General features: G+C 26.4%; 24 protein-coding genes and 1 tRNA gene. 3 read left to right on the forward strand and 22 right to left on the reverse strand.

Annotated features, from left to right (window positions below; all coding sequences use genetic code 11):
* Positions 1–8: 8 nt before the first annotated feature.
* The 6 genes from mreC to AC4FQ1_RS07315 form a co-directional block, all read right to left on the reverse strand.
* A complete protein-coding gene (gene mreC / locus AC4FQ1_RS07290) occupies positions 9–854 on the reverse strand; it encodes a rod shape-determining protein MreC (RefSeq protein ID WP_303129443.1) in 846 nt (281 codons plus the stop codon).
* A 4-nt stretch (positions 855–858) separates the two neighbouring features.
* Positions 859–1872, reverse strand: a complete 1014-nt coding sequence (locus tag AC4FQ1_RS07295; protein ID WP_303129444.1) for a rod shape-determining protein — start codon at positions 1870–1872, stop codon at positions 859–861.
* A gap of 18 nt (positions 1873–1890) precedes the next feature.
* Positions 1891–2580 carry a RadC family protein gene (radC, locus tag AC4FQ1_RS07300; RefSeq protein WP_491147983.1) on the reverse strand — a complete coding sequence of 230 codons (690 nt, stop codon included), beginning with the start codon at positions 2578–2580 and terminating at the stop codon, positions 1891–1893.
* Between the two features lie 43 nt (positions 2581–2623).
* Complete coding sequence (locus AC4FQ1_RS07305; protein ID WP_303129446.1) at positions 2624–3190, reverse strand: Maf-like protein; 567 nt, start codon at positions 3188–3190, stop codon at positions 2624–2626.
* 196 nt (positions 3191–3386) lie between these two features.
* Positions 3387–4184: a hypothetical protein gene (locus AC4FQ1_RS07310; RefSeq protein WP_491169353.1), complete on the reverse strand. Its 798-nt coding sequence runs from the start codon at positions 4182–4184 to the stop codon at positions 3387–3389.
* A 113-nt stretch (positions 4185–4297) separates the two neighbouring features.
* On the reverse strand, positions 4298–5749 hold the full coding sequence (locus tag AC4FQ1_RS07315) for an aminoacyl-histidine dipeptidase (RefSeq protein ID WP_303129461.1): 1452 nt from the start codon (positions 5747–5749) through the stop codon (positions 4298–4300).
* Positions 5750–5935: 186 nt separating this feature from the next.
* On the opposite strand from AC4FQ1_RS07315, the gene pyk reads away from it, so the two are divergent.
* Positions 5936–7351 (forward strand): pyruvate kinase, encoded by a 1416-nt coding sequence (gene pyk, locus AC4FQ1_RS07320; RefSeq protein ID WP_491169354.1) that lies wholly within the window; start codon positions 5936–5938, stop codon positions 7349–7351.
* Between the two features lie 132 nt (positions 7352–7483).
* On the opposite strand, the gene rpsA is transcribed toward pyk, so the two are convergent.
* Positions 7484–8620, reverse strand: coding sequence for a 30S ribosomal protein S1 (rpsA, locus tag AC4FQ1_RS07325; protein ID WP_491169355.1), 1137 nt, complete (start codon positions 8618–8620; stop codon positions 7484–7486).
* A 153-nt stretch (positions 8621–8773) separates the two neighbouring features.
* Between rpsA and AC4FQ1_RS07330 the strand changes: the two genes are divergently transcribed.
* Entirely contained in the window at positions 8774–9298 is a 525-nt protein-coding gene (locus AC4FQ1_RS07330; protein WP_491169356.1) for a hypothetical protein, read from the forward strand.
* Positions 9299–9340: 42 nt separating this feature from the next.
* Here AC4FQ1_RS07330 and AC4FQ1_RS07335 read toward each other — a convergent pair whose 3' ends face one another.
* The 12 genes from AC4FQ1_RS07335 to AC4FQ1_RS07390 form a co-directional block, all read right to left on the reverse strand.
* A complete protein-coding gene (locus tag AC4FQ1_RS07335) occupies positions 9341–9547 on the reverse strand; it encodes a heavy-metal-associated domain-containing protein (RefSeq protein ID WP_303129451.1) in 207 nt (68 codons plus the stop codon).
* Positions 9548–9606: 59 nt separating this feature from the next.
* Positions 9607–12291 carry a heavy metal translocating P-type ATPase gene (locus tag AC4FQ1_RS07340; protein WP_491169357.1) on the reverse strand — a complete coding sequence of 895 codons (2685 nt, stop codon included), beginning with the start codon at positions 12289–12291 and terminating at the stop codon, positions 9607–9609.
* Between the two features lie 27 nt (positions 12292–12318).
* Complete coding sequence (locus AC4FQ1_RS07345; protein ID WP_303129462.1) at positions 12319–12588, reverse strand: metal-sensing transcriptional repressor; 270 nt, start codon at positions 12586–12588, stop codon at positions 12319–12321.
* Between the two features lie 139 nt (positions 12589–12727).
* Positions 12728–13141, reverse strand: a complete 414-nt coding sequence (locus AC4FQ1_RS07350) for a CBS domain-containing protein (protein WP_303129453.1) — start codon at positions 13139–13141, stop codon at positions 12728–12730.
* A 71-nt stretch (positions 13142–13212) separates the two neighbouring features.
* Positions 13213–14130 (reverse strand): 3'-5' exonuclease, encoded by a 918-nt coding sequence (locus AC4FQ1_RS07355; RefSeq protein WP_303129454.1) that lies wholly within the window; start codon positions 14128–14130, stop codon positions 13213–13215.
* A 24-nt stretch (positions 14131–14154) separates the two neighbouring features.
* Complete coding sequence (locus AC4FQ1_RS07360; RefSeq protein WP_491169417.1) at positions 14155–15960, reverse strand: MutS-related protein; 1806 nt, start codon at positions 15958–15960, stop codon at positions 14155–14157.
* Between the two features lie 110 nt (positions 15961–16070).
* Positions 16071–16955 (reverse strand): metal ABC transporter solute-binding protein, Zn/Mn family, encoded by an 885-nt coding sequence (locus AC4FQ1_RS07365; RefSeq protein ID WP_303129455.1) that lies wholly within the window; start codon positions 16953–16955, stop codon positions 16071–16073.
* A 74-nt stretch (positions 16956–17029) separates the two neighbouring features.
* Positions 17030–19774, reverse strand: a complete 2745-nt coding sequence (locus AC4FQ1_RS07370; protein ID WP_491169358.1) for an AAA family ATPase — start codon at positions 19772–19774, stop codon at positions 17030–17032.
* Entirely contained in the window at positions 19764–20894 is a 1131-nt protein-coding gene (locus tag AC4FQ1_RS07375; RefSeq protein ID WP_491169359.1) for a metallophosphoesterase family protein, read from the reverse strand. Before AC4FQ1_RS07375 ends, AC4FQ1_RS07370 begins: the two co-directional genes overlap by 11 nt.
* Before the next feature lie 165 nt (positions 20895–21059).
* The gene (locus AC4FQ1_RS07380) at positions 21060–21245 is read right to left on the reverse strand and encodes an alpha/beta-type small acid-soluble spore protein (RefSeq protein ID WP_303129458.1); all 186 of its coding nucleotides are present in this window, start codon (positions 21243–21245) and stop codon (positions 21060–21062) included.
* 107 nt (positions 21246–21352) lie between these two features.
* On the reverse strand, positions 21353–21958 hold the full coding sequence (locus AC4FQ1_RS07385; RefSeq protein ID WP_491169360.1) for a hypothetical protein: 606 nt from the start codon (positions 21956–21958) through the stop codon (positions 21353–21355).
* Positions 21959–22204: 246 nt separating this feature from the next.
* Positions 22205–22280, reverse strand: a tRNA-Trp gene (locus AC4FQ1_RS07390).
* A 152-nt stretch (positions 22281–22432) separates the two neighbouring features.
* On the opposite strand from AC4FQ1_RS07390, the gene AC4FQ1_RS07395 reads away from it, so the two are divergent.
* On the forward strand, positions 22433–23500 hold the full coding sequence (locus AC4FQ1_RS07395; RefSeq protein WP_491169361.1) for an NAD(P)H-dependent flavin oxidoreductase: 1068 nt from the start codon (positions 22433–22435) through the stop codon (positions 23498–23500).
* A 48-nt stretch (positions 23501–23548) separates the two neighbouring features.
* Here the strand turns inward: AC4FQ1_RS07395 and AC4FQ1_RS07400 are convergent, their stop codons facing one another.
* The 3 genes from AC4FQ1_RS07400 to AC4FQ1_RS07410 form a co-directional block, all read right to left on the reverse strand.
* A complete protein-coding gene (locus AC4FQ1_RS07400) occupies positions 23549–24586 on the reverse strand; it encodes a M42 family metallopeptidase (RefSeq protein ID WP_491169362.1) in 1038 nt (345 codons plus the stop codon).
* 217 nt (positions 24587–24803) lie between these two features.
* Complete coding sequence (locus tag AC4FQ1_RS07405; RefSeq protein WP_491169363.1) at positions 24804–25793, reverse strand: Gfo/Idh/MocA family protein; 990 nt, start codon at positions 25791–25793, stop codon at positions 24804–24806.
* Between the two features lie 23 nt (positions 25794–25816).
* Positions 25817–26245 (reverse strand): universal stress protein, encoded by a 429-nt coding sequence (locus AC4FQ1_RS07410; protein WP_303130990.1) that lies wholly within the window; start codon positions 26243–26245, stop codon positions 25817–25819.
* Positions 26246–26429: the final 184 nt, after the last annotated feature.

A 26429-nucleotide genomic window follows, 5' to 3' on the forward strand; every position in this document is an offset into this window, starting at 1 on the left:
ATCACCTCTTAATATTTAATATCACGTTTATCTTTTGGAACTACAATAAATAATTCTTCAAGCTTATTAAAATTAACTTCCGGTTCTATGACAGCATTTTTCATTACATTTACCTTGTCTTCTTCAACTGACTTAACAGTACCAACTACTATATCTTTTGGATATATTTGTCCAAGTCCTGATGTAACTATTTTATCCCCTGCCTTTACATCTGAATTCATAGGTAAATTTTCAACTTTAACTATTGATTTATCAACTGATTCTCTATAACTTCTAAGTATACCTGTATTTTCTTTTGTTCTACTAACCTTAACACTAACAGCAACATCTTCATTTAAAATTGTCTTTATTATTGACCAATTACTGCCAACTGAAGTTACTTGACCTACTAATCCATCAGCAGCTATAACTATCATACCTTTTTCTATTCCATCATTTTTTCCTTTATCTACAATATAACCATCTAATATATTTCCACCGCTATATCCTATTATATTTGTAGCAATATAATCATAGTCATTTCTAGAATCTTTAAAATTTAAAACTTTTCTAAGCTCATCATTTTCTGATTTTAATCCTGAATATGATAATATTTCTTTTTTTAGATTAGCATTTTCTTGAGTAAGTCTCTTATTTTCTTCTTTTACTGTGGAAAAATTTAAACATAAATCTACAAAGTCTTTTACCTTTGTATTAACTGTATACGCAATTTTTTGTATTGGATTTAAAGCCGCTCCTGCACCACTTTCTACTATACCTTTATTAGGTTCATTAAACGTAAAAATAATTAACCCTAAAAATGTAACTGACAGTACTATTATAGTAACTGTCAGTTTGTTGTTAAGACGCTTCATGTTCTTATCTGTCTTCCTTGCTTATTTTGTCGAAATCTTCTAAAGCCTTTCCAGCTCCTAGAACAACACAATCTAATGGTGTTTCAGCTATATGTACAGGCATATTAGTTTCTTTAGTTATTAAAATATCTAATCCCTTAAGCATAGCGCCTCCACCTGCTAACATTATTCCTTTTTCCATTATATCTGCTGCAAGCTCAGGTGGTGTTTTTTCAAGAGTTGTCTTTATTGATTCTATTATTGCATATACAGGCTCTTTTAAAGCTTCTCTAACTTGTGCTTCTGTTATTTCTATAACCTTTGGTAGTCCTGTAATTAAGTCTCTACCCTTAATTTCCATAACTTTTTCTTCATCATCAATCTTGTAAGCTGATCCGATTTCCATCTTAACTTGTTCAGCTGTTCTTTCACCTATCATTAAATTAAATTCTTTTTTAACATAAGCAATTATTGATTGATCTAACTCATCTCCAGCAACTCTTAATGATTTACTTGTAACTATTCCACCAAGTGAAATAATAGCAACTTCAGTAGTACCGCCTCCGATATCAACAATCATGCTTCCTGTTGGTTCACTTACTGGAAGTCCTGCTCCAATTGCTGCTGCCATTGGTTCTTCCATAAGTATAACTTCTCTTGCTCCTGCAAGTTTAGTAGCTTCTTCGATTGCTCTTTTCTCAACTTCTGTTACTCCTGATGGATAACATACTATTATTCTTGGAGCCTTAAATGCGCTCTTGCTTGCTGCCTTTTCTATTAATGATTTAATCATTGTATGTGCAACATCAAAGTCTGCAATAACTCCATCTCTAAGCGGTCTTATTGCAACTATATTTCCTGGTGTTCTACCAATCATCATTTTTGCTTCTGTACCAACTGCAAGTGGCTTTCTTGTAGTGCTATTTATAGCAACAACTGAAGGTTCTCTAAGTACTACACCTTTCCCCTTAACAAATACAAGAGTATTGGCAGTTCCTAAATCTATACCCATGTCTTTACTAGTTCCGAAAAATCCCATTTTTCATTCCCCTTTCGATTATAAAATTCCTTTTTCTTTTAAGCTTACATAAATATTTCTACCAATTATTATGTGGTCTATAAGTTTTATACCTATAATTTCACCACACTCTTTAAGTCTAATAGTAACCTTAATATCTTCATCACTTGGAGTTGGGTCTCCTGACGGGTGATTATGACATATTATTATTGAAGCCGCACTATTTCTTATAGCTTCATTAAAAATTTCTCTTGGATGTATAAGTGAAGAATTTAAACTTCCCTTAAAAACATCTTTAATCTTTATTATTTCATTTTTTGTGTTAAGTATTATAAGTTTTAACACTTCTTGATTAAATGTCCCCATCTCTCCATACAACATACTTGCTACATCATTTGGAGAGGTAACTCTCTTAAATTCATTAAAAGATTTGTAAGTGTTAAATCTTTTAAAAAGTTCCGCAATTGCAATCATTTGGGAAGCTTTTGACTCTTTTACGCCTTTTATTTCTGTCATTTCCTTTATTGATGCATTTAAAATACCATTTAAGCCATTAAATTCTGAAATTATTCTTTGACTTAAAGACAATACATTTTCCCCTTTTGTTCCAGTTCTAAGTATTATTGCTAGTAACTCTGGATTACTCAAAGATTCTGCACCATATCTTAATAGTTTTTCTTTAGGTCTTTCATTTTCAGGCATATCTAATATTTTAAGGTAATTATTCAAGTTTTACACTCCTTGCTTTATTAGAATACCCATCCCCATAAAATTACATTAATTTTTTAAGCATTTTATATGTCCCATTAAGGGGTAACCCAACTACGTTATAGTAACATCCATTTATTTTTTCTACAAAAAGTCCACCCTTATCTTGGATCCCATAAGCACCTGCCTTATCTAATGGACTTCCGCTATTTATGTATTCTGTTATTATGTCACTTTCAACCTCAGAAAAAGTTACCTCTGTTTTAAAACTTTCACAAAGTATTTCTCCAGTTTCATTATTTATTATACAAACACCTGAATAAACTTCATGAGTATTACCACTAAGGTTACTTAGCATTTTAAAGGCATCCTCTTTATCTTTTGGTTTTCCTAAGATGCTACCATTAAAGAAAACAACTGTATCAGCAGATATTATTATATTTTCTTTTGAAACTTGTTTTGAAATAGCCTTACCTTTTCCAAGTGCTAATTCTTTAACATAGTTATTAACATCTCCATTAAAATTAATAGACTTCTCATCAAAATCACTAATTTTAATTTCAAAATCTTTAATTATTCTTTTTAATAGTTCCTGTCTCCTAAGAGACGCTGATGCTAAAATAACTTTCATAATATCCCTCTTTTAAACTACCTTTTGGTATATTATACAGTTATAAACCTAAATATGTAATTACTGTAATTTTTTCCAAACACAATATTAGGTGTAGTAATACATCACTACACCTAATATAGTTTATCATTTTATAACATCATAAACAAGTAAAAAACTATTATTAAAATAGAATTAATTTTTTTTTAAGATTTGCTTATACTCTATGTTTTATAAGGATTTTATATATAAACTCTAAGGACTTCTCAGCACCTTTTCTATCTAATTCATTTGGTAATTTTTCTATATATTCTCTTAACAATTTTAGTTCATTATTTTCTTTATCAATCTTTTTACTTTCGAATAGTTTTTTAGTCCATTCTTTAAATTCTATTGTTTTTATACTTTTAACATCCTTATTTTCTAAATTATTTATTATCTTCATAAATCCTGTAAGAATTTCATAACTAACTAAATCATTTTTATCATTATTATTGTAATTGCATTTAATCTTTACATTGGCTATTCCCTTTTTAGTTAATTCATCACTTATTTTATTTGCTTCAGGTTCTAAATATATTCCTGCTATAACTCTAAATTTTTTATTTTCTTCTATTATAAATTTATTATAACTTGATGGTATTTCCTTTAGAGCACTTTGTGCATTTTCCTTTTTTCCATAATATCCACATTGTATCATGAATATTTCCTTACCTTTTATGTTTTCAACTTTAGCTTCAGATTCATTATTTGTTTTATCTTCTGAAGTTCCTTCAGTATTTTCAACCTTATTTTTACTATCATTTTCTTTTTCATTGCTTTTATCTTCACTGTCTACTTTAGCGTTTACCTCAGCATTTCCTCCACTTCCATCTCCTTTAAATATAATAGGTCCTAGGAATAAACCAACAACTACTGCAATTAGTATAACAACAAGTGACATTATTAAAAAATTGCTATTATTATTTCTTTTATTTCTTTTTTTCGGTTTATAATTATATCTTGTGTATCCCATCTTATCCCTCCTAAAATATTACTTTATTAAAATATATTAAGAGGTTTCTTATAATATTCATTATGTAAAAAAATCTTCACTTATTTAAAAGTGAAGATTTTTTTATAATTTTATTATTTTATTGCTTTTAAAATGTTTAATAAATAATCCCAAACATGTTGAACTGATTTTATACTCATATGCTCATCTGGAGTATGAACATCATAAAGATTTGGACCAAAGCTTATCATATCTATATCTCCTAATCTTTCTTTAAATAATCCACATTCTACCCCTGCATGAATTGCAATTATTTTTGGTTCCTCATTATACATTTTCTTATAAACATCAATACAAATTTCTCTTATTTTTGATTCACTGTTATATTCCCAAGCTGGATATGGAGCTACTGTTTCAAAGCCTCCACCTAACATTTCTGTCATAGCTTTGCTTCTTAAAACTATTTCATCTTTTAATGTAGCAACTGAACTTCTAACAGCACTCTTAAATATAACTTTATCTCCTTCTGTCATTACTACTCCAATATTAGTTGAACTTTCAGGTAATCCGTGTATTTCTTTGCTCATTGTATTTATTCCATTTGGATAAATATATAAAAGATTTATAATATTCTCTGTGCATTTTTTATCAAAAGTTTTATTAACTCCTTCATAATCAATAGCTTCTATAGTAATTCCAGGATCTTGAATTCTTAATTCATGTCTAAACATTTCTTCAAATTCTTTAATAGTATTTTTAACTTCTTCTAATTCAGTTTTATTTACTGTTAATATAGCATCAGCTTCTCTTGGAATTGCATTATCTTTTGAACCACCTTCAATTTGTACAAGTCTTATGTCAAATTTTTCACTAAGATTTTTTAATAATCTCGCCATAAGTTTATTTGAATTTCCACGGCCTTTAGTTATTTCTTGACCTGAATGTCCACCTTTTAGACCTCTTATTTTAATTTCTAATCCTACATGATTTTCTAATACTTCTTCCCAATTTATAGTCATTGATGCGTTAGTTCTAACTCCACCCGCACAACTTACTAATATTTCTCCTTCTTCTTCTGAATCAAGATTTAATAATATTTTTCCATCAATATGTTCAGGTGATATATTCATTGCACCTGTCATACCTGTTTCTTCATCTGTAGTTAATAGTAATTCTAGGCTTGGATGTTCTATAGTATCATCTGCAAGTATTGCCATTCCATAAGCTACTGCTATACCATTATCAGCTCCTAGTGTTGTACCAGTTGCATATATATTATCTCCATCAATTCTTAACTTTATTGGATCTTTTGTGAAATCATGTTCTGTATCTTTATTTTTTTCACAAACCATATCCATATGTCCTTGAATTATTACTCCTGGAGCGTTTTCATATCCTTTTGTGGCAGGTTTTTTAATTACTATATTTAAAGCTTCATCTTGTATTACTTCTAATCCAAGATTTTTAGCAAATGAAACTAAATAATCACTTATTTGCTTTTCATTTCCTGAACCTCTTGGAATTTGTGATATTTCCTCAAAATACTTAAACACTAACTTTGGTTCTAAGTTTTCTAAAACTGACATCATTTATCATCCTTTCCATATTTTTTATGATAAAATTATATTGTGAATATAATTTTAGTATATCACAGTATATTATTTAAATTTTAAACTAAATAATAACTTTTTTAAATTAGTTATTATAAATATTCACATAATAAATTAGTATACTTTAATATTTATTAATAACATATTTGCGAGGTGATTTTTATGCAAAAAACTAAAATGATTTTTACTATTGGTCCTGCAAGTGATTCAAGAGAAGTTTTAAGTGAATTTATGAAAATAGGCATGAGTGCTGCAAGACTTAACTTTTCTCACGGAACTCATGAATCTCATAAAGAAAAAATTGATTTAATTAAAAACTTAAGAGAAGAATTAAAAACCCCAACAGCTATAGTTCTTGATATTAAGGGTCCTAAAATAAGAACTCATAACTTCAAAAATGATGGTGTTGATTTAAAAGAAGGTGATAATTTTTCATTTATATGTGGTGAAGAAATTTTAGGTAATGAAAATAAATGTTCAATTACTTATGACGAACTTTATAAAGATGTAAAACCAGGCGGTACTATACTTGTTGATGATGGGCTACTTTCCTTTAAAATCAAGGAAATTAAAGGAAAAACTATTAACTGTATAGTTGAAGTTTCAGGAACTATAAAAAATCATAAAGGTGTAAATGTTCCAAATGTTAGTATAAACTTACCTTCTGTAACCGAAAAAGATAAAGAAGACATAATATTTGGTTGTCAAACTGGAGTTGATTTTATAGCCGCATCTTTTATTAGAAAGGCTTCAGATATTTTAGATGTTAAAAATATCTTAAAAGAACATGGTGGAGAACACATAAAAGTAATTGGTAAAATTGAAAGTCAAGAGGGAGTTAATAATATTGACTCAATAATTGAAGTAGCTGATGGAATAATGGTTGCTCGTGGTGATATGGGTGTTGAGATACCAATAGAAAAAGTTCCAATAATTCAAAAGCAAATAATTAAAAAATGTAATAAAGCTGGGAAAATAGTTATTACAGCAACTCAAATGTTAGATTCAATGATTAGAAATTCACTTCCAACTAGAGCTGAGGCTTGCGATATATGTAATGCTATATTTGATGGAACTGATGCAATTATGTTAAGCGGTGAAAGTGCTTCTGGTAACTTTCCTTTAGAAGCAGCAAGAACAATGGCAAAAATAGCTAAGGAAACAGAAGAAAACTTAGAATATGATTTTATAAATTCCAAAGTTGAGCCATCTGACCTTTCATTTGCTGATGCCATAAGCTATTCAGCTTGTAGAACTTCAAATGCTGTAGGTGCAGAAGCTATAGTTGCTGCAACTCAAAGTGGCGCTACTGCAAAGTTAATTGCAAAATATAGACCTAAAGCTCCAATTATTGCTATAACTCCTTTTGATTATGTAATGAGAGGTCTAGCTTTAGATTTTGGTGTATTCCCTGTTAAATGTGAAATGTTTAATACTACAGATGAAATATTAGTTGAAGCTAAGAAAGTTGCTAAAACTTTTGATTTTGTAAAAGAAAATTCAGAAATAATAGTAGCAGCTGGTATGCCAACAACTCATACAGGCGGTACTAATATGTTAAAAATAGAAAAAATTTAATTAAACTAATATATAAAAAGATAGCTGAATATATAATTTTTCAGCTATCTTTTATTTACAAATATAATTTAATACTTAAATTAATATATTTTTTAATTAAAAATTATACTTAATTTTATTATTTATAATCATTTAAAATAAATCTTTAAATAAATCTCCAAGTGTTACTCCTTCATCATTGTCATCAACATATTGAAGATATTCTTTGCTCTTTTCAGTTGCATCTTTTATGCTTAAAGCTAATTTCTTTTCATTTTTATCAACATTTAAAACTTTAACTTTGACTTTTTGACCAACCTTTAATACTTCTTCAGGTTTCGCTATGTGTTCATCAGTTATTTCTGTTATATGAACTAATCCTTCTATTCCTTTAAACACTTCAACAAAAGCTCCAAAGCTTGTAAGTCTTACTACCTTACCTTCTAAAGTATCACCGATTTTTAGTTCATCTCCATGTAAAGTCCATGGTTCTTTAGCTACATCTTTTAATACTAATGATAACTTTTTATTTTCTAAATCTACGTTTCCAATGTAAACTTCAACTTCATCATTTACTTTTACTACATCTTCAACTCTCTTAACTCTTTCCCAAGCTAAATCATTTATATGAACTAAACCTTGTATGCCTCCTATATCAACGAAAGCCCCATATTTAACAGTTTTTTTAACTATACCTTTTCTTTTTTCACCACTTTTTAATTCTTTCCATAAAGCATCTTCTTTTTTCTTATGTTCTTCTTCTTCAATAACTCTTCTTGAAGCAACTATTCTATTATTATTAAAATCTAATTCTATTATTTTAACATCTAAATCTTTTCCTATTAAAGATTTTAATTCTATTCTTTCTCTTGAAGCTTGTGATGCTGGTATAAATACTCTTACTGAACCAAAGTATGAAACTAATCCACCCTTTACTTCTTCTTTAACTTTTACAGTTAATATTTCGTCATTTTTAAAAGCATTTTTTATCGCTTCTCTTTCTTCTTTTAATAATGCTCTTTTTCTTGAAAGACTTACAAAGCCTTCCCCATCATTTGGTGAAAGAACAACTACATTTATTTCATCTCCAGGCTTTACAACCTCCATTGGATTTTCATCATTATTTGTAAGTTCTTCTCTAGTTATTACTCCATCAAAGGCATATTTTATATCAACTGTAACTTGTTTATCGTTAACATCGATTACCTTACCATTTAATATATCACCTTTATTAATTCTTTTAACATCATAAGATTCTAATAATTGACTCATATTGTTTTCATTTGTCATATAAAATCACTCCTTCTATTTCCCCACATATAATCTAATTTTAATCCAATGATAATTCTAATACAAGAAAAATAGCTAAATTATAAGATATTATTTAAACATTAAATACACAAATTCATATAATATATAGTATTACTTATTGTGGGGGACTATATGAAATTATTAAAAAAATTTAATCTTTTAAAAAATTCCTCATTAAAAAAATATGAAGAATTAATTGAAATGAAAAATATTTTAGATGATTATTCAAAAGATTTTGCTAATCTATTAGATAGACTTTCAGACCTTGAGCTTGACCTTGAATTTCTTGAAGACATATATGTTGAATATGAAACTAAAGTTACATTAGCAATAAAAAAAGATAATATTAAACTTGCAAAAAAGGCCCTTCAAAAAAAGTTGATGGCTTATAACGACTTTCTAGAGCTTAAAAATTTAGTAAGTCACATTTATTATTGTAAATATAAAATACACACTTTATTAGAAAAATTTGAAGTTGAATATTCTAATATAGTATTTAATTATGAAAATAATAATTCAAAAGAACTTTCTTCCTGTATTAAAAAATTTTCAAAAATTGAATCTAATTTGTCAGAAGAATTCAAAAAAATAAATGATGTTCCTGAATTTATACCTACTGAATTTAACTTAGATACAGAACTTAAAAAGTATATTTAATAAAAAAGGCTACAATTTTTAAGTAGCCTTCTTTTAGTATAATTAAATTTCTTTAGCTTCTATTAAATCATATCCAGCATCATCAATTATTTCATTAATTGATTCTTTAGTTAAATCACCATATACTATAGCTTCTCCAACCTTTACTTCATAACCTTTTACTCTTGGATCTCCTGCAAATGCTTCCTCAACATTTTTAACACATTTTTCGCATCCCATTCCATCAATTTTAATTTCAAACTTTGCCATAATAATCACTCCTTAAATTTTATCCCTTTATAATATTTTAACTTTTAATTGTTAACTCATTAAAACTTTGGTTTAAATTTTTTAAGTCTTAATGCATTTAATAAAACAGAAACTGAACTTAAACTCATTGCAAAGGATGCAACCATTGGATTTAAAAGAGGACCTCCAAAAGCATATATTACTCCCATTGCAAATGGTATACCTAATACGTTATACCCAAATGCCCAAAATAAATTTTCTTTTATATTCTTTATTGTTGCTCTACTTAACTGTATTGCTGTAACTACATCTAAAATATCACTTCTCATAAGTACAATATCTGCTGATTCTATGGCAACATCAGTACCTGAACCTATAGCTATACCAATTTCTGCAGTTACAAGTGCCGGTGCATCATTTATTCCATCACCAACCATAGCAACTTTTTTATCCTCTAATTGTAACTCTTTAACTACATTTGCTTTACCTTCAGGTAATACATCTGAAACTACTCTATCTATTCCAACTTGTTTAGCAATAGCTTTTGCAGTTTTCTCATTATCCCCTGTTAACATTACAACTTCAATTCCCATATTATGGAGTGCTTTAATAGCTTTCTCACTATTTTCTTTCACAGTATCTGCTACAGCTATAATTCCAATTAAAATTCCATCTATAGCTATAAACATTGGTGTCTTTCCACTACTTGCTAAGTTATTTGCTTTTTCCTCTATAGAATTAATGCTTATATTGTTTCTATTCATAATTTTTCTATTTCCAATTGAAACACATTTATTATTAATAGTTGCATTTATACCTTCACCTGGTATTGAATTAAATTCTTGTATAGAAGGTAATTCTATTTTTTTATATTCTGCTTCTTTAACTATTGCATCTCCTAAAGGATGCTCTGAACCTTTTTCAGCAGCAGCTGCAAATTTAAGAATTTCATTTTCATCAAAATCTTCTGTAATTTTAATTATATCTGTAACCTTTGGTTTACCTTCTGTAATAGTGCCTGTTTTATCAAATACTATTGTGTTTATTTTATGTGCTTCTTCAAGTGCTATACCGCTTTTTATTAAAACTCCATTTTCTGCACCTTTACCTGTACTTACCATTATCGCTGTTGGTGTTGCTAATCCAAGAGCACATGGACAAGCTATTACAAGAACAGAAATTAATATATTAAGAGAAAATTCTAAATCTTTATTTCCAATAAAATACCAAACTAAAAAAGATACTACTGATATAGCAATTACTGTAGGAACAAAATATCCTGATATTATATCAGCAAGCTTTGCAATTGGTGCTTTCGTTCCTTGAGCTTCTTCAACTAAACTTATAATTTGTGATAATACCGTATCATTCCCTACTTTTGTTGCTTTATATTTAAACATTCCATGTTTATTTATACTAGCACCAAAAACCTCATCACCAACAGATTTTTCTACTGGAATACTTTCACCTGTAAGCATTGCTTCATCTATAGTTGTAGTTCCTTCTATAACTATTCCATCAACTGGTAACTTTTCTCCTGGTTTAACTAAAATAATATCTCCAACTGAAACATCATCTATGTTAACTACTCTTTCTTTTCCATCAACTAATATTGTTGCAGTCTTTGGTGCAAGTCCCATAAGTTTATTTATAGCATCTGAAGTTTTACCTTTTGTAAGTGCTTCTAAATATTTACCAAGACTTATAAAGGCTATAATCATGCCTGCTGATTCAAAATACAAATGATGAGCAAAATGATGTTCCCCGTATCCAATTTTAATTAAAGCATACACACCATATAAAACTGATGCAGAACTTCCTAATGCTATAAGTGTATCCATATTAGGACTTAAATGAATTAAATTTTTAAATCCATGTATAAAAAAATCTCTTCCTACAATAATTACTACTGATGCTAATATAAGTTGAATAAATGCATAATTAAATGGATTATTGTTTGGATTTATAATATTAGGTACAGGTAATCCCATCATAGGTCCCATTGATATTATTACTAATGGTATTGCAAATATAGCTGACCATATTAATCTATTTCTTGCAGATTTTATTTTTTGATCACTATCATTTTTTAAATTTTTATTTTCATTATCATTTAATTCTACTGCTTCGTAACCAGCTTTTTTAACAGCATCTTCAATTTCTTTTGATGAAAGCTTTTTATTATCATATTTAACATTCATATTAGATGTAGCTAAATTCACTACTACATCATAAACTCCATCTATCTTTCTAACAAGTCTTTCAACACGTGCTACACAAGATGCACATGTCATTCCATTAACCTTAAATTTACTTTCTCTTTTATTTTTATCATTTATCTTTTCTGCACCATATCCAGCCTTTTCAATCTTTTTTACAATATCTTCTGGTGAAATTACACTTTTATCATATTTTATATTTGCTTTTTCAGTTGCTAAATTAACAGTAGCTTCTTCTATTCCATTCATCTTATTTAAAATTTTTTCCACTCTTGATGAACATGATGCACATGTCATTCCACTTATTTTATAATTTTCATTAATAATATTTTTGTTTTCTAATTCTTTAGCTTCATATCCAGCTTTCTTAACCTTTTCCTCTATATCATTAGAAGTAACTTTATCTTCATCAAAATTTACTATCATTTTTTCTGTTGCTAAATTTACAACAGCATTATCTACACCATCCATCTTGTTTACAACTTTTTCAACCCTCGCTGAACATGATGCACATGTCATTCCACTTATTTTAAATTCCTTTTTCACTTTATACCTCCTTACAAATTTCAATAATTATTTATCAATTAATTTTGTAAGTATTTTTATTATTTCTTCTATTTTAATGTCCTTTTCTTCTTCACTAACTAAAGCTTCTTTAACACAATGATGCATATGCTGTGTTAATATATGCTTATTAGCTTTTTTAAGAAGACCTTGTGCTGCTATTATTTGATTTGAAATATCAACGCAATATCTCTCATCTTCTATCATTTTTATAATTCCATCTATTTGTCCCCTACAAGTTTTTAATACTTGTAATGCTTTCTTCTTATCATCATTCAAAACAATCACTCCTTACCCCCTCCCAATAGGGGTGTATTATATTTTTATAATACTCTTTCATTTATTTAATGTCAATTTATCTTTTTTATTCATATTATTTATAAAAATAGAGCTGTTTTAAAAAAACAGCTCTAAAAATTTAATCTTCTTTAATTTCTAATTCATTATAACAATAATTTATTATATCACTTCTTTTTATTATACCAATAAATATTCCTTCATCATCAACAACTGGAACAAAATTTTGATTAACTGCAAGAGATATAAGACTTTGAATATCTGAATTTATCGAAACACTTTTATGTGCTCTTCTAGTCTTTATATCCTTAACCTTTACACTTTCTGTATTTTTAAAATTAAGATCAGGAGTATTTTTTAATTTCCATAGTAAATCTCCTTCAGTTAATGTTGAAACATATCTTCCATGCTTGTCCAGTAACGGGATTGCTGTATAACCATGGTGCTCCATTCTCTCCATAACTTGTCTCATTGTTGATTCTTGATTTTCATAAACTACTTCATTCTTAGGAGTAAGAAAAAATGCTATATTCATAGTTATCCCTTTCCTTTTTAATATTTTAATTTAAATGTCTAAGTTTATTTTAACATAATTTATAAGCTTTGTTATAGAGCTCTTTCTTTCTTAAGAAAATATTTATCTAATTTATATGAATAATCTAAATATTCTTTTTCACTTATCATACTACTAATCTCAGAATATACATATTCTCCATGTAATGTTTTTTTCACTATTACTTCATTTACAATTGCATTATTGCATTTTGAGCACTTTCCAACAGAAATAAATCTCCATTTATTAGGCATATAATCAAAGTCTAGTTGTATTTTCTTATTGCACTTTGGACATAAAGAATTAATTTTTTCATTCTCTAAAATTAATTCTTCAACATTATTAATAGTAATAGCTGGCATATCATATATATCATCAATTATATAATTTTTAACTATTCTATAATTATATAAATTTTTAAAAACAAGAACAGTAAAGTTAGCATCATTTAAAGCATCATGTAAAAGTCTGCTATCAATTTTTATGTTTAATCTTTTTAAGGCATTTTTTAAACTTAAAGATTTTTTTGCACCCAATACTTTACTAGCATATTCTTGTATATCTAAATATTTTCTAATCCACTTTAAATCTTTAAAATTATGGTAATGTGCATTTATTATTATTTGTGCAATATCATCTTTTGCCCAAGAACAAACTATATCATCACCTATAAAGTCTTTAAGCTTACTCATAGCATCACTAAAGCTTAATCCATTTTCCAAATCTTTCTCTGTAATATTTGTTATATTTTTTATTTCAGGATTTAATATTGGTATTATGGAAGGCTTAATATACGCCTTAAACCTTCCAATAACCTTCATATATTTGTCTACTTTAATTGCACCAATTTCTATTATCTCATTTTTCACACTAATTTTATTTAACTCAGAATAATCATAAAATATATTTGGATAGTACTTTTTTATATTATTTAAATTATTAAATTCTAAGTCTATTATTACGTACCCCATATAAAATACCCTCTCTTATAAATATTAATTAAATTCTATACCAGCAAGTTTCATTAAATGTATTGCATTTTGAGTTTCACTTTTGCCTTTTCTAAGCTTATAATCAAACTTTATTTTATTATCCTCATAATACTCTCTAAAATTATAATTTTCTATTCGATTATCTATTTTTTCCAAATCACAAAGTTCTAAATCATGAGTTGAAACTAATCCAATAGCTCCGCTATTTATAAGTTGCTTTATAAGCTCAGTAGCACCTATATGTCTATCTACTGAATTTGTTCCCTTAAATATTTCATCTAATAAAAAGAATACTTTCTCACCTCTTTTGCTGGCTTCTATAAGTATTTTTATTCTAAGAATCTCAGCATAAAATGATGAAATATTTTCTTCTAAATTATCTTTAGTTCTCATACATGTATAAACATTAAATATTCCACATTCAAATTCTTCACTAAATGTTGGTGCTCCTATATATGAAAGAATTAAATTTAAACCTATAGTTCTTAAAAAAGTACTTTTACCAGACATATTAGATCCAGTTATTAAAGTTACCTTTTTATTATTTGAAAGAGAATAGTTATTTCTAACAGCCTTTTCTCCTAACAACGGATGACCAATCATCTTACCTTTAACTTCTTTTTCCTCTAATATCTTAGGAAAATTCCAATTTTCAAAATCAAAATATAAATTTGATATACTACTTAAAGCATCTATCTCGCTAATAACTTCAAGCCAACCTTCTAAATATTCTCTATTTTCTTCTCTCCATTCATTTACATTATTTATTATAAAAACATCTGAAAATATAAATAAATTTATTATTAAATAGTATGCATTACCAACACTATCTCCAATCCAATCTAATAAATTAGATAATTTTTTCATCTCTTCTCCACAAGAGCTACCTTTGTTATTTTTAAGATTTGATTTAATATTAAGTAAATATGATGACTTAAATTCCTTTTTTTCAATCATATTTAATATTTCAGCATAAGATTTTATTGTATATTTAATTTCATTAAATACTACTAAATCTTCTTTATTTTCTCTTGTTAGCAACTTAATAACAATAAAGTTAATCATTAAAACTAATAATATATAAGTTGGTCTTATATATCCTATTATTGAAAAAACAATACTAGAAAAAGTTAAAATTATAAATAAATAAGCTATAATTTTTTTACTTATGCCTTTATTTGACTTTTCCTTGATCCAATTTAAGAATATTTCCAACTCATTTATTTCTTTTTTCTTTAATTTAAAATTACGCTTCCCTTTTACTATTAGGTTCTGTCTCCACTTAATATCACTGCCTAATTCTTTTATTGCCTCTTGTCTATTTTCTATATCAATTTTATTTGGTAATTTATTAAGCTTTAAATACTTAACAAGCTTATCTCTTCCACCTTTTGTTATAGTATCATTTATTAATTGAAATAAAGAACTTTTCCCAAATATATCAATATCTGATACAAAAGGATGCTTATCTTCAATATATTCTGCTCCATTATCCTCTATTTCTTTAAACTTTCCAGTTACTCTCTTTAATCCTTTTTCGTTTATTTCTAAAAACATTTTTAAAGTTTCAAATTTATTTATAAGTTTATTGTGATACACAACAATAATTATTCCTAAAATAACCAATATAACTTCTGATAGTATAAGTAAGTTAGTCTTATTTTCTTTATAAAAAAAATATCCACTGCCTATAATTAACAATACTATTAAAAGTCTACTCCACCCAAATAAAGCTATATTTTTATTTAATTCTCTTATTTTAATGTTACTTTTTTCAATATTACTTTTATAATAATCTAAAGCTTTTATAAAGAACGCCTCCTTTTACAAAATTTCACATATATAATTATATCACATTACTTTAAAAAAAGGTTTGATTCACTATTTATTAGTAAAATCAAACCTTTATTGAATCAGTTTTATTCTAGTAAACTTTTATATATAACATCAAGGTCATATTCCATACCTTCTAAATATGTTTTATCATCTTCTTTTGATTCTAAAGTGTATATTTTTTCAACTTTAGCTCCAGCTTCTCTTGCTAATGTTTCAGACTCTTTTGGTGATGCTAAACTTTCTGAAAATACTGTTTTTATGTTATTTTCTTTGCAATACTTAGCAAGATTCTCTAATGTCTTTGGAGTAGCTTCTCCATCAGCATATAAATCACTTATAGATTTTTGTTTTAATCCAAAATCTCTACAAAGATATCCAAAAGCAGCATGACCAGTTACAAAATCTTTATTTTTAAGTTTTTCAAATTTTGGTTTATATTCATTATACAATTTATTGAATTTTACCTTTAAATCTTCATAATTCTTTTGATAAAAATCTTTATTATTTGGATCTTTTTCTATTAATGCATTTTTTATGTTATTAGCTTGAACCTGTGCCTCTTTTAAACTAAGCCAAACATGCGGATCTATCTTATCCCCATCTTTTATTACCTTAACATCTTTACTTGAATCCACCATAAGTGTTTTGCTATCTTTTAATTGACCCTTAACTTGATCTAACCAATGCTCTAAACCTAAACCATTATATACAAAAACATCACTTTCTGTAAGAGTTTTTAAATCAGTTGGTTTTAATTCAAAATCATGTGGTTCTTGACCTGGACCAACTAAAGTTAATATATTAACCTTATCTCCACCAATCATTCTTGTAAATTGCTCTAACGGATAAATTGAAACTACAACACTTAACTTTCCATCTTTTTTAATTTCATTAGATTTCTCACCAGAACATCCAATCAATCCTATAGTCAAAAGCAGTACGGAAATTATACCTATAATTTTTTTCAAATTTTACACCTCATTTGCATATGATTTGCATTTGCATAAAATCATATTAATATAATTTCCCAGTAATGTCAATTCTAAATATTTATAAAGTTTGCTTTAATTTCTTTATTTTTAATAATATTTTTATCAATTGATTGACATGAAAATATTATTGTTTGAGCAAAATTCATATCATTTATAACATCTATTGCTCTTTCCCTTCTTATGTCATCATATTGAACAAACGAATCATCAAATATTATAGGAACTTTTTTATTTTTAAATATTAATTGTATAAAAGCTATCCTAAGAGCTAAATATAACTGATCATTCGCCCCATTACTTAAATATTCTCCGGGAAATATGTTTATTTTGTCTCTTACTGTCATATTATAGTCTTCTCCAAGCTTAACTTCTGAATATTTATCTAAAGTTAATTTTTTAAATATCTCTAATATTTTTTTATTAAGCGCTGGCCCAAAGCTTTCTCTTACTTCTCTTCCTGAAGCCTCTAAAATTTCTATTGCAACGTCTATAGCTTTTAATTTTTTATCTAAAATATTAATTTCTTCTACTATGTTTTCTAAATCTTCTTCTATATCTACTATATTTCTTTTACCTAAAAAACTAGTTTTTATTATATTTTCTAAATCTTTTATTTTCTTTTCTACTTCTATTAAAAGATTTGATTTCTCTTTTACTTCCCTTTCTATTTCTTCTTCTGAATTGTATTTATAATTTATATTGCCATTTAATACATCTTTTATTTCTTCTTTTATCTCTTCAATATTTCTGTCTTTTAATAATACTTTATATGTTTCATCAACGCTTTTTAATGAACTTTCTAATTCTTTCTTCTTTAAAATTTTATCTCTAAATTCTTTTAAATACATTTCTAAGTCTACTAATTGAATATGCTCTAAATCCATAACAGTTAATTTTTCTTTTATTTCTCTTTCTTTTTCTTTTAACTCTGATATTATTCTATCTAAATTTTCTTTCTTGGAATTATATTCTATATTCAATAAATTTAAATTGTTTTTTATTTTATTATATTCATCAAGCTCTAAGTAAATTTCTTCTAAATTATCACAATTACAAAGTTTCATTATTGATGAAAGTATTTTTTCATTTTGTTTGTATCTATCTTCATCTTTTTCAAAAGATAAATTATCTAGTTGTTTTTTTCTCTCTTCAATTCTTAATTTTGATTGGCTTTCTGCAACATAAAAACTTTCTAATGTATTTATAGCCATTAACAGATTTTTGTAATTATTACATTTTATTAATTTTACATATTCATTTAATTGCTCTTCAATATTTTTGATTTCACTATTCAAATTATCAACAACTTTTTTACTTTCTAAACCACTATTTACATTATTTAATGAATTATTACTAATTAAAATAATTACTATTCCTAATACTATAAATATCGCAAATATTACGTATAAAAATATATTATTTATTGATGCTATATTGATACCAATTAATACTCCACTTATTGCTGATAATATAAATCCTAGTTTCCTCTTGCTTTCCAATTTAGATTTTTCTATTAAAACTTTATCATCATAATTATCTGAATCCTCAACTAAATTTTTTACTTTATAAAGCTTTTCTTCATATTCTTTAAATAAATTTTTTACTTTATCTATATGTGATATTAGCTTTAATGAATCTCCTAAAAACTTTTTCTTTTTATTTATCTTCTCCTCTTCTTCTTCAATAGATAACTTTAACTTCTTGTTTAATAAAGCTCTTTCTCTAAGACCTTCTTGTTCTGCAGTTAACCTTATTAACTTTTCTTTTAATCCATCCTCCATTGAAGAAAATACTTCATATCTCTTTATTTTCTCACTTTCATCCTTTATTCTATTTTCTACTTCTTTTAATTCATACTCATTCTCATTTTTTATGTCTAAAAAAGTTAAATACTTTTTATTTTCTTCACTAAGTTCATTTATATATTTTTCATCTATTATCCCATTATTTCTTCTTAGTTCTGTTTCAATTTCCTTTTCTCTTCTTTTTAAATCTTCACTCTTTTTTAAGTAATTTATTATTTCTCCATATTCTTTTTGAAGATTAATTTTCTTTAAGTATTTTTTAAATAATTCTAATTTCTCTATTTCTTCTCTTAACTTTTTTCTCTCTTCTTTTTTATTTATTAATTCATTCTCATTAATTAAGTTAGATTCTGAAATTTTATAAGCTTCATATCTTTCTTCTATGACATTATTATATCTTTCTTTTAATATATCAAGTTCACCATTTTTTCTTGTTGTAGTTAATTCTTTTCTAGTAGCCTTAAGCTTTTCAATAGCAGAATATGCTGAAACCTCTCCTTCACCACAGCCAAATATATCAATTATTTTTTGTATTATTTGTTCATCTTTATCCCTTGATACAACAACTCCAAGTTGAGGTATAAATAATGTCTTTAAAAACGTATTTGAGTTTACCCCTAAAAAATATGAGCCTGGCTCATCTTTATTTATATCTTTTACTTCTTCTCCAGTTAATTCATCATATATAATAGATACATCATCTTTTTTAGTTAAACCAAAACTTCTTTTAATGATATAATCTTTATCTTCATGTGAGACTATAAGCTCACCTTGCATTTTTTCTCCTGAAAATGGCATATACTTTTTTCTTAAATTATTCTTTCCACCTCTAGAACTCCCAAATCCATATAACCAAATTCTTATAAAATTCTGAATTGTACTTTTCCCTTTTTCATTTTCACCATATAATAAATTTATTCCATTATTTAAATCTATTTCTCTGTCCTTAATCCCTCCAAAGGATTTAATTCTAATCTTTTTAATAATCATCCAAATTCACCTCATCTTCTGTCAAGCTTTGCAGTCCTATTTTTAAAGCAAGTTCTAATATTTCTAATTCTTCTCCACTTGCCTCAGATATTTTATTACTAATTTTTTTTACAAATATTCCTTTTGTTGAATGTTCATTTTCTATATCATCTATTTTAATTTTTATTTTTGTCTTATCTTTAATCTTTACAAAGTAAAATTCACTATCTAATTTTTCCTTTAATATTTTTTCATTTATTTTAAAACTTGCATCAATTTCACCAACTAAATTTACTTTAAATATATTAATTTTCAAATCAAAATCTTTAAGTTCTTCTAAGATTTTTCTTTTTATTTCTCTATACCCAAATGCACTTTCTATATTTACATCCTTCTCTATATACTCTCTTTTACATGTTTTTTTAAAATTCAAATCAACATAACCTTTTCCTACATATCCGATTAAAATTCCCTTTGCACCTAATTCATCAAAACCTCTTCCTTGAGGACATCCACTATAAGCATAACTTGTTGTTCCAACCTTTTGCACTCCATTAAATTTATGCCTATGTCCAAGAGCTATATAATCTAATTTCGATTCTTCTATATCCTTTATTGTTATAGGATTATATTCATTTGTAGTTCCTTGATTTGATAATTCCCCATGAATAACAGCTATATTTATAAAATTTTTATCTATTTCTATATTTTTTAACATGGATTGTCCAACATAATTATCTTCAAAAGCTGCTCCATAAATATTAGTTTTTAACTCTTTTATAAAAACCTTTTCTAAAGAACTTTTAAAAACATGTACATTTTCTGGCCAATCAACTAGCTTATAAAACGATTTAAAGTTATAAGGATCATGATTTCCTGGACTTATAAAAACTTTTGTTCTTTTTAATCTCTTTAATTCTTCCTGTATAAAAATTAATGTACTTTTATCTAACGTATAATTATCAAATATATCTCCTGCTAATAGTATTATATCTACATTTTCTTCATTACATATTTTAATTATATTACTAAAAACTTCTTTTATTTCCTCTTTACTTTTATCTGCTAATTTATTTCTAAATTCTTTAAATGGTGTATCAAAATGTATATCTGCACAATGAAGTATTTTTACTTTTTCCATAATAAATCCACCTTTCTATTTAACGAACTTTTGTTCTCATTTTATCATACATTTTACGCAAAAAGAAAGAGGATGATTTACTAAAATCATCCTCTTGGCATTGAAATACGTATTCCTTAAATGGTGTAATTACAAAGAGTTACTTAAAACCCTTTCAGTAGGTGTTTACTTTAGAGAACTTTCGTATTCCTCTACCATTCTCTTAACCATTTCGCCACCTACGGATCCACATTGTCTTGAGCTTAAATCTCCGTTGTAATCACTAAATGGAACTCCTAATTCTCTAGCTACTTCATTTTTAAATGCTGCTAGACCCTTTTTAGCTTCTGGAACTATCACTCTATTTGACATAATTGATCCCTCCTCAGGCTTACGGTAATTGTAAAATAAATTTTAATTTATCTTACAATCATAGTTTATCCTGAGGATAAAATTTAATCCTAAGTAACTTTTTCCAATTACATTAATGCTTTAAACTTATAGCCCATTTTATTTAAGTCATTTATTTTATTTTCTAATTTATTATATTCTTCTTCATTAATTTTATTTAAATCTATATAAAAAGCTATATCTTGATTATTTAAATCAATTAAATCAATTCTTTCATCTATAATTTGAACATTATTTTTATCTAATATATTTTTAATATCTAAGTATTTTGGTATAATTGTATGACCATTTTTTTGCATTAAACCATAATACTGTTTATTTTCATCGTCAATTTGTTCATTTTCTAAAAATGTTAGTTTAATTTTTAATGAATTTGCAAAATCAATAATTTCAGGTACGTTCTTGTTTATATTTGCATCTTCGGATTCTACTATTACATACACACTAGATACATCCTTATCTTTTAATTTTTTTATTGATTTATATTCAGTATCTACAATAGTGTCAACAACATCATTTATTTTTTGTTCCTTATCCACACTTATAACTTCATGTTTTTCTGAAAGAATAACTCTAGTTTGAGTATGTATTATTCTATCTATAAAAATTATACTAACTAAAGTAACTACAAGAATTAAAATGCCCATTACAAATTTCTTCTTATTTTTACTCATATTTCCCCTCCTACATTGCTTCATAATTAAATTATACCATATTTTTTAATTAAATATTAATTTTTTTTCAATTATATTAATATTTTCTCTTTTTTGTTTTCTTTTTTGACAAATTAATTACATTTTAATATTTTTTTCTATATTTTCTAAAATTATAGGAGTTTTTTTAAATATAAATAATATTTTACTTAAAATATTATTTATAACAACAAAAAAAGCACTTAGTTTCACTAAACTAAGTGCTTTTGGCAGGGGCAGTAGGACTTGAACCCACAACCAATGGTTTTGGAGACCACTACTCTACCAATTGAGCCATACCCCTAAGACGCTATTTATTTTATCATAAAATATTATGCTATGTCAATATTATTTTTTTGTAACAACATATTGTTAATTTTTATATTTTAGATTATAATATACTAAAATATTTTGATTATCAAAATATTTTAATTTCAAATTAAGTGAGGTGTTTAAATGAATATAAAACCCTTAAAAATAGGAGAATTAGTATCTAGGTTACCTATAATTCAAGGTGGAATGGGTGTTGGTGTATCTCTTTCTAATCTAGCTTCTGCTGTTACAAACGCAGGTGGCATAGGAATTATTTCTTCAGCTCAAATTGGATTTAAAGAAAGAGATTTTGAAAATAATCCTTTAGAAGCAAACCTTAGAGCATTAAAAAAACATATAAAATTAGCTAAAGAAAAATGTAATAACGGAATAATAGGAGTTAATATTATGGTTGCAACAAATGAATATGCAAGATATGTAAGAACTGCTATAGAATCTGGAATAGACCTTATTATCTCTGGAGCTGGCATGCCCACAACTCTTCCAAAACTCACCAAAGGATATAATGTAAAATTGGCTCCAATAGTCTCTTCACTAAAAGCAGCAAAAGTAATTCTTAAATTATGGGATAAACACGATAATATAGCACCGGATATGATTGTAGTTGAAGGACCAAAAGCCGGAGGACATTTAGGTTTTAAAAAAGAAGATATTGAAATTTCAAATGAAACTTTTGATGATACTATAAAAGATATAGTATTACATGTTAAAGATTATGAAATTAAATATAATAAATCTATTCCTATAATTGCAGCTGGTGGCATATTCAATGGTAACGATATAGTTAAATATTTAAATCTTGGTGCTTCCGGTGTACAAATGGCTACTAGATTTGTAGCAACAGAAGAATGTGATGCATCAAAAGAATTTAAAGAATCATATATAAATGCTACAAATGAAAATATCGGAATTGTTAAAAGCCCAGTTGGGATGCCAGGTAGAGCTATACTAAATTCTTTTGTAAATAAAACTTTAAATGAAAATATCAAAGTTACAAAATGTTATAATTGCTTAACCCCTTGTAATCCTTCTACAACCCCTTATTGCATAAGTAAAGCTCTTATAAATTCAGTTAATGGAGACTTAGAGAATGGTCTTATCTTCTGTGGTGAAAATGTAAGTAAAATTAAAAATATAACTACAGTAAAAAAATTAATGACAGAATTAGAAAACGAAATTAAAGCAATTTAAAAAAGGGAAGAATAAATTCTTCCCTTTTCTAATTACTTAATACTATATTTATTTTGTTAGATATAAATATAGTAATTTTATAGTATTTTCTAAAGCACTATAATGTGTTCTTTCCATTCCATGTGATGCATGTACTCCTGGTCCTATAAGTGCTCCTCTTATATTATTTCCACCTCTAAGCGCTACCCCTACATCTGAACCATATCTTGGGTATATATCAATTACATAATTTAAATTATTTCCTTTTGAAAGATTAACTAATTCTGTTACCATATTATAATCATAAGGCCCACCTGAATCCTTTGCGCATATAGAAACATCATATTCTGTGCAGTTTAAATCATCACCAATACATCCCATATCAACGGATATCATTTCTGTTATCTCTTCTGGTATATATGAAGCTCCATGACCTACTTCTTCATATGTTGATATCAAAATTTTAGTATCAAAATTTGGAACAATTTTTTCTCTACTTAATAATTCTAAAAGTGATATTAAACAAGCTACGCTACCTTTATCATCTATAAATCTTGATTTTACAAATCCACTTTCAGTTATAGTTGTTTTTGGATCTATAAATACAAAATCTCCTGAACATATTCCTAAATTTAATACATCCTCTTTATTTTTTACAACTTCATCTATTCTAATTTCCATATTTTCTGGATCTCTTTTTCTAGATGATGCATCTTCATACACATGAACAGCTGCACTGCTACTTAAAAATGTACCTGAATATTCTTTTCCCTCTCTAGTTCTTATAGTACAATATTCACCATCTAATGTTGGTACAATTGGCCCTCCAATTAAAGTAAACTTAAGTGTACCTTTATTTGTAATAGATCTTACCATAGCCCCTAACGTATCTACATGAGCTGAAAGACCAATAACCTTTTCATTGGATTTACCTTTTATATCTATTACTAAACATCCTTTATTTGTTTCATAACATTTATAACCTAGTTTTTCTACCTTTTCCTTTACCATATTTATTATTTCAAAACAAAAACCACTTGGACTATTAAACTCTAATAATTGTTTAGCAGTATTTAATAAATATTCTTTGTTTAAATTTAAATTCATAATCTTCCCCTCCTATAAACTCTATATATAACATAGATTCTAATCTATATTTTTTTAATTTTAAAAATGCTTTTTTATTCAAAGTCTTTTTTAGTAAAATATTCAAAAATATTCTCTTTTTATTATAACATTTAAATATATTATACGAACAATTAAATATTCACTATTAAATTAATTCAAACAATAAAAATAAGGAGTGTAATACTCCTTATTTTTTCTATCTTAAATCAGCAGGAAACTCTAATCCTATCTCTTTTCTTATTTTATCCATAAGCTCTATAGCAATAAGAGAATTTAAATGAGAATTTTTATTTGAATCTATTTCATTATTGTTTATTAATTTTATAAATTCATCAAGTTCATAATACATATCATCTTTTCTCTGACATATAGATATATTTTCTTCTCTACCATCTCTATATACTATTTTTACATTATCAAAATGTATTCCATCTGATATTATAGTTCCTTCTTCACCTTGAATTTCAATAGGTAACTTTGAATCACTTATTTTTGAATACATTATTACAGAACTAAAATCATCATAAGTAAATATTGCTGTTCCTTGACCATCTACTCCAGTATCTAAAAATATTCCATTACTAATAACATCATTTGGTTTTCCAAAAAGTGAAACCATTGGATGTATACAATATACCCCAATGTCCATAAGTGCTCCATTTGAAAGTTCCTTCTTAAATGCATTAAGTATTATACCTTCTTTGTACTTATCATACCTTGAAGAATATTGACAATATGATGCAAAGTATCTTCTTATTTTTCCAATCTTATGAATATTTTCTTTAACACTTAAAAAATTAGGTAATACAGTAAGTCTCATAGCCTCCATTAATAAAACCTTATTTTTTTCAGCAACTTTTATCATATTCTCTACTTCTTTTAAATTAGAAGCCATTGGTTTTTCACAAAGAACATGCTTTTTATTATTTAAACATACAATAGCTTGCTCAGCATGAAAAGCATTTGGTGATGCTATATATACAGCATCTATCTCTTTACACTTTGCAAAGCTTTCTATATTATCAAAAAATAATTTAGCACCATGTTTTTCTCCAAATTCTTTTGCCGTTTCTAGCTTTCTTGAATAAACAGCTATAAGTTCAAAATTTTTATGTGTACTTGCAGCATTTAAAAATCTTTCACATATTGCACTTGTTCCTATAACCCCAAATCTAACTTTATTCATTTCTCATTCCCCTAACTTTCTTATTAATATACCTCTGGTATCATTATTACAACACATTTTGCCTTCTTTACAACATGAGCTGTTACTGATCCAACTAGCGCAGTAAACTTCTTCTTAGTATTCTTCGCCATTAATATTGTATCAATATTATTATCTTCTGCATATCTTAAAATTTCATCACCTGCATACCCAAAAGAAAATTCTTTTTTATAATCAAATTCTTTATTTAATTTATTCAACTGTTCTTCTGCATCTTTTAATATTCTTTTTCCTATAATCTCAGAATCTTTTACTTCTTCTGATACTGCCATACCATTTATAAATACTATCTCTCTTACATTAAGAAGTACTACTTCAACATCTTCTGGTTTAAAATTATTATTTAAATATTGTAATGCTATTAAACTTCTTTCACTTCCATCTACTGGTATTAATATTTTTTTCTTTTCCATTTTTAACACCTCTCGTATAAGTTTATTTTATATAATTATACATCTTATACAATTTTTTATCTTTATTTAAAAATGCAAATTAATACATTATTTAAATTTACCATTATTATATTTTTTATAATTTAATAAAAATAAATTTTTATAAAAAAAAGACTAAAAACAATTGTTTTTAGTCTTTATCACT

The sequence above is a fragment of the Clostridium sp. TJA020 genome (assembly GCF_058310295.1).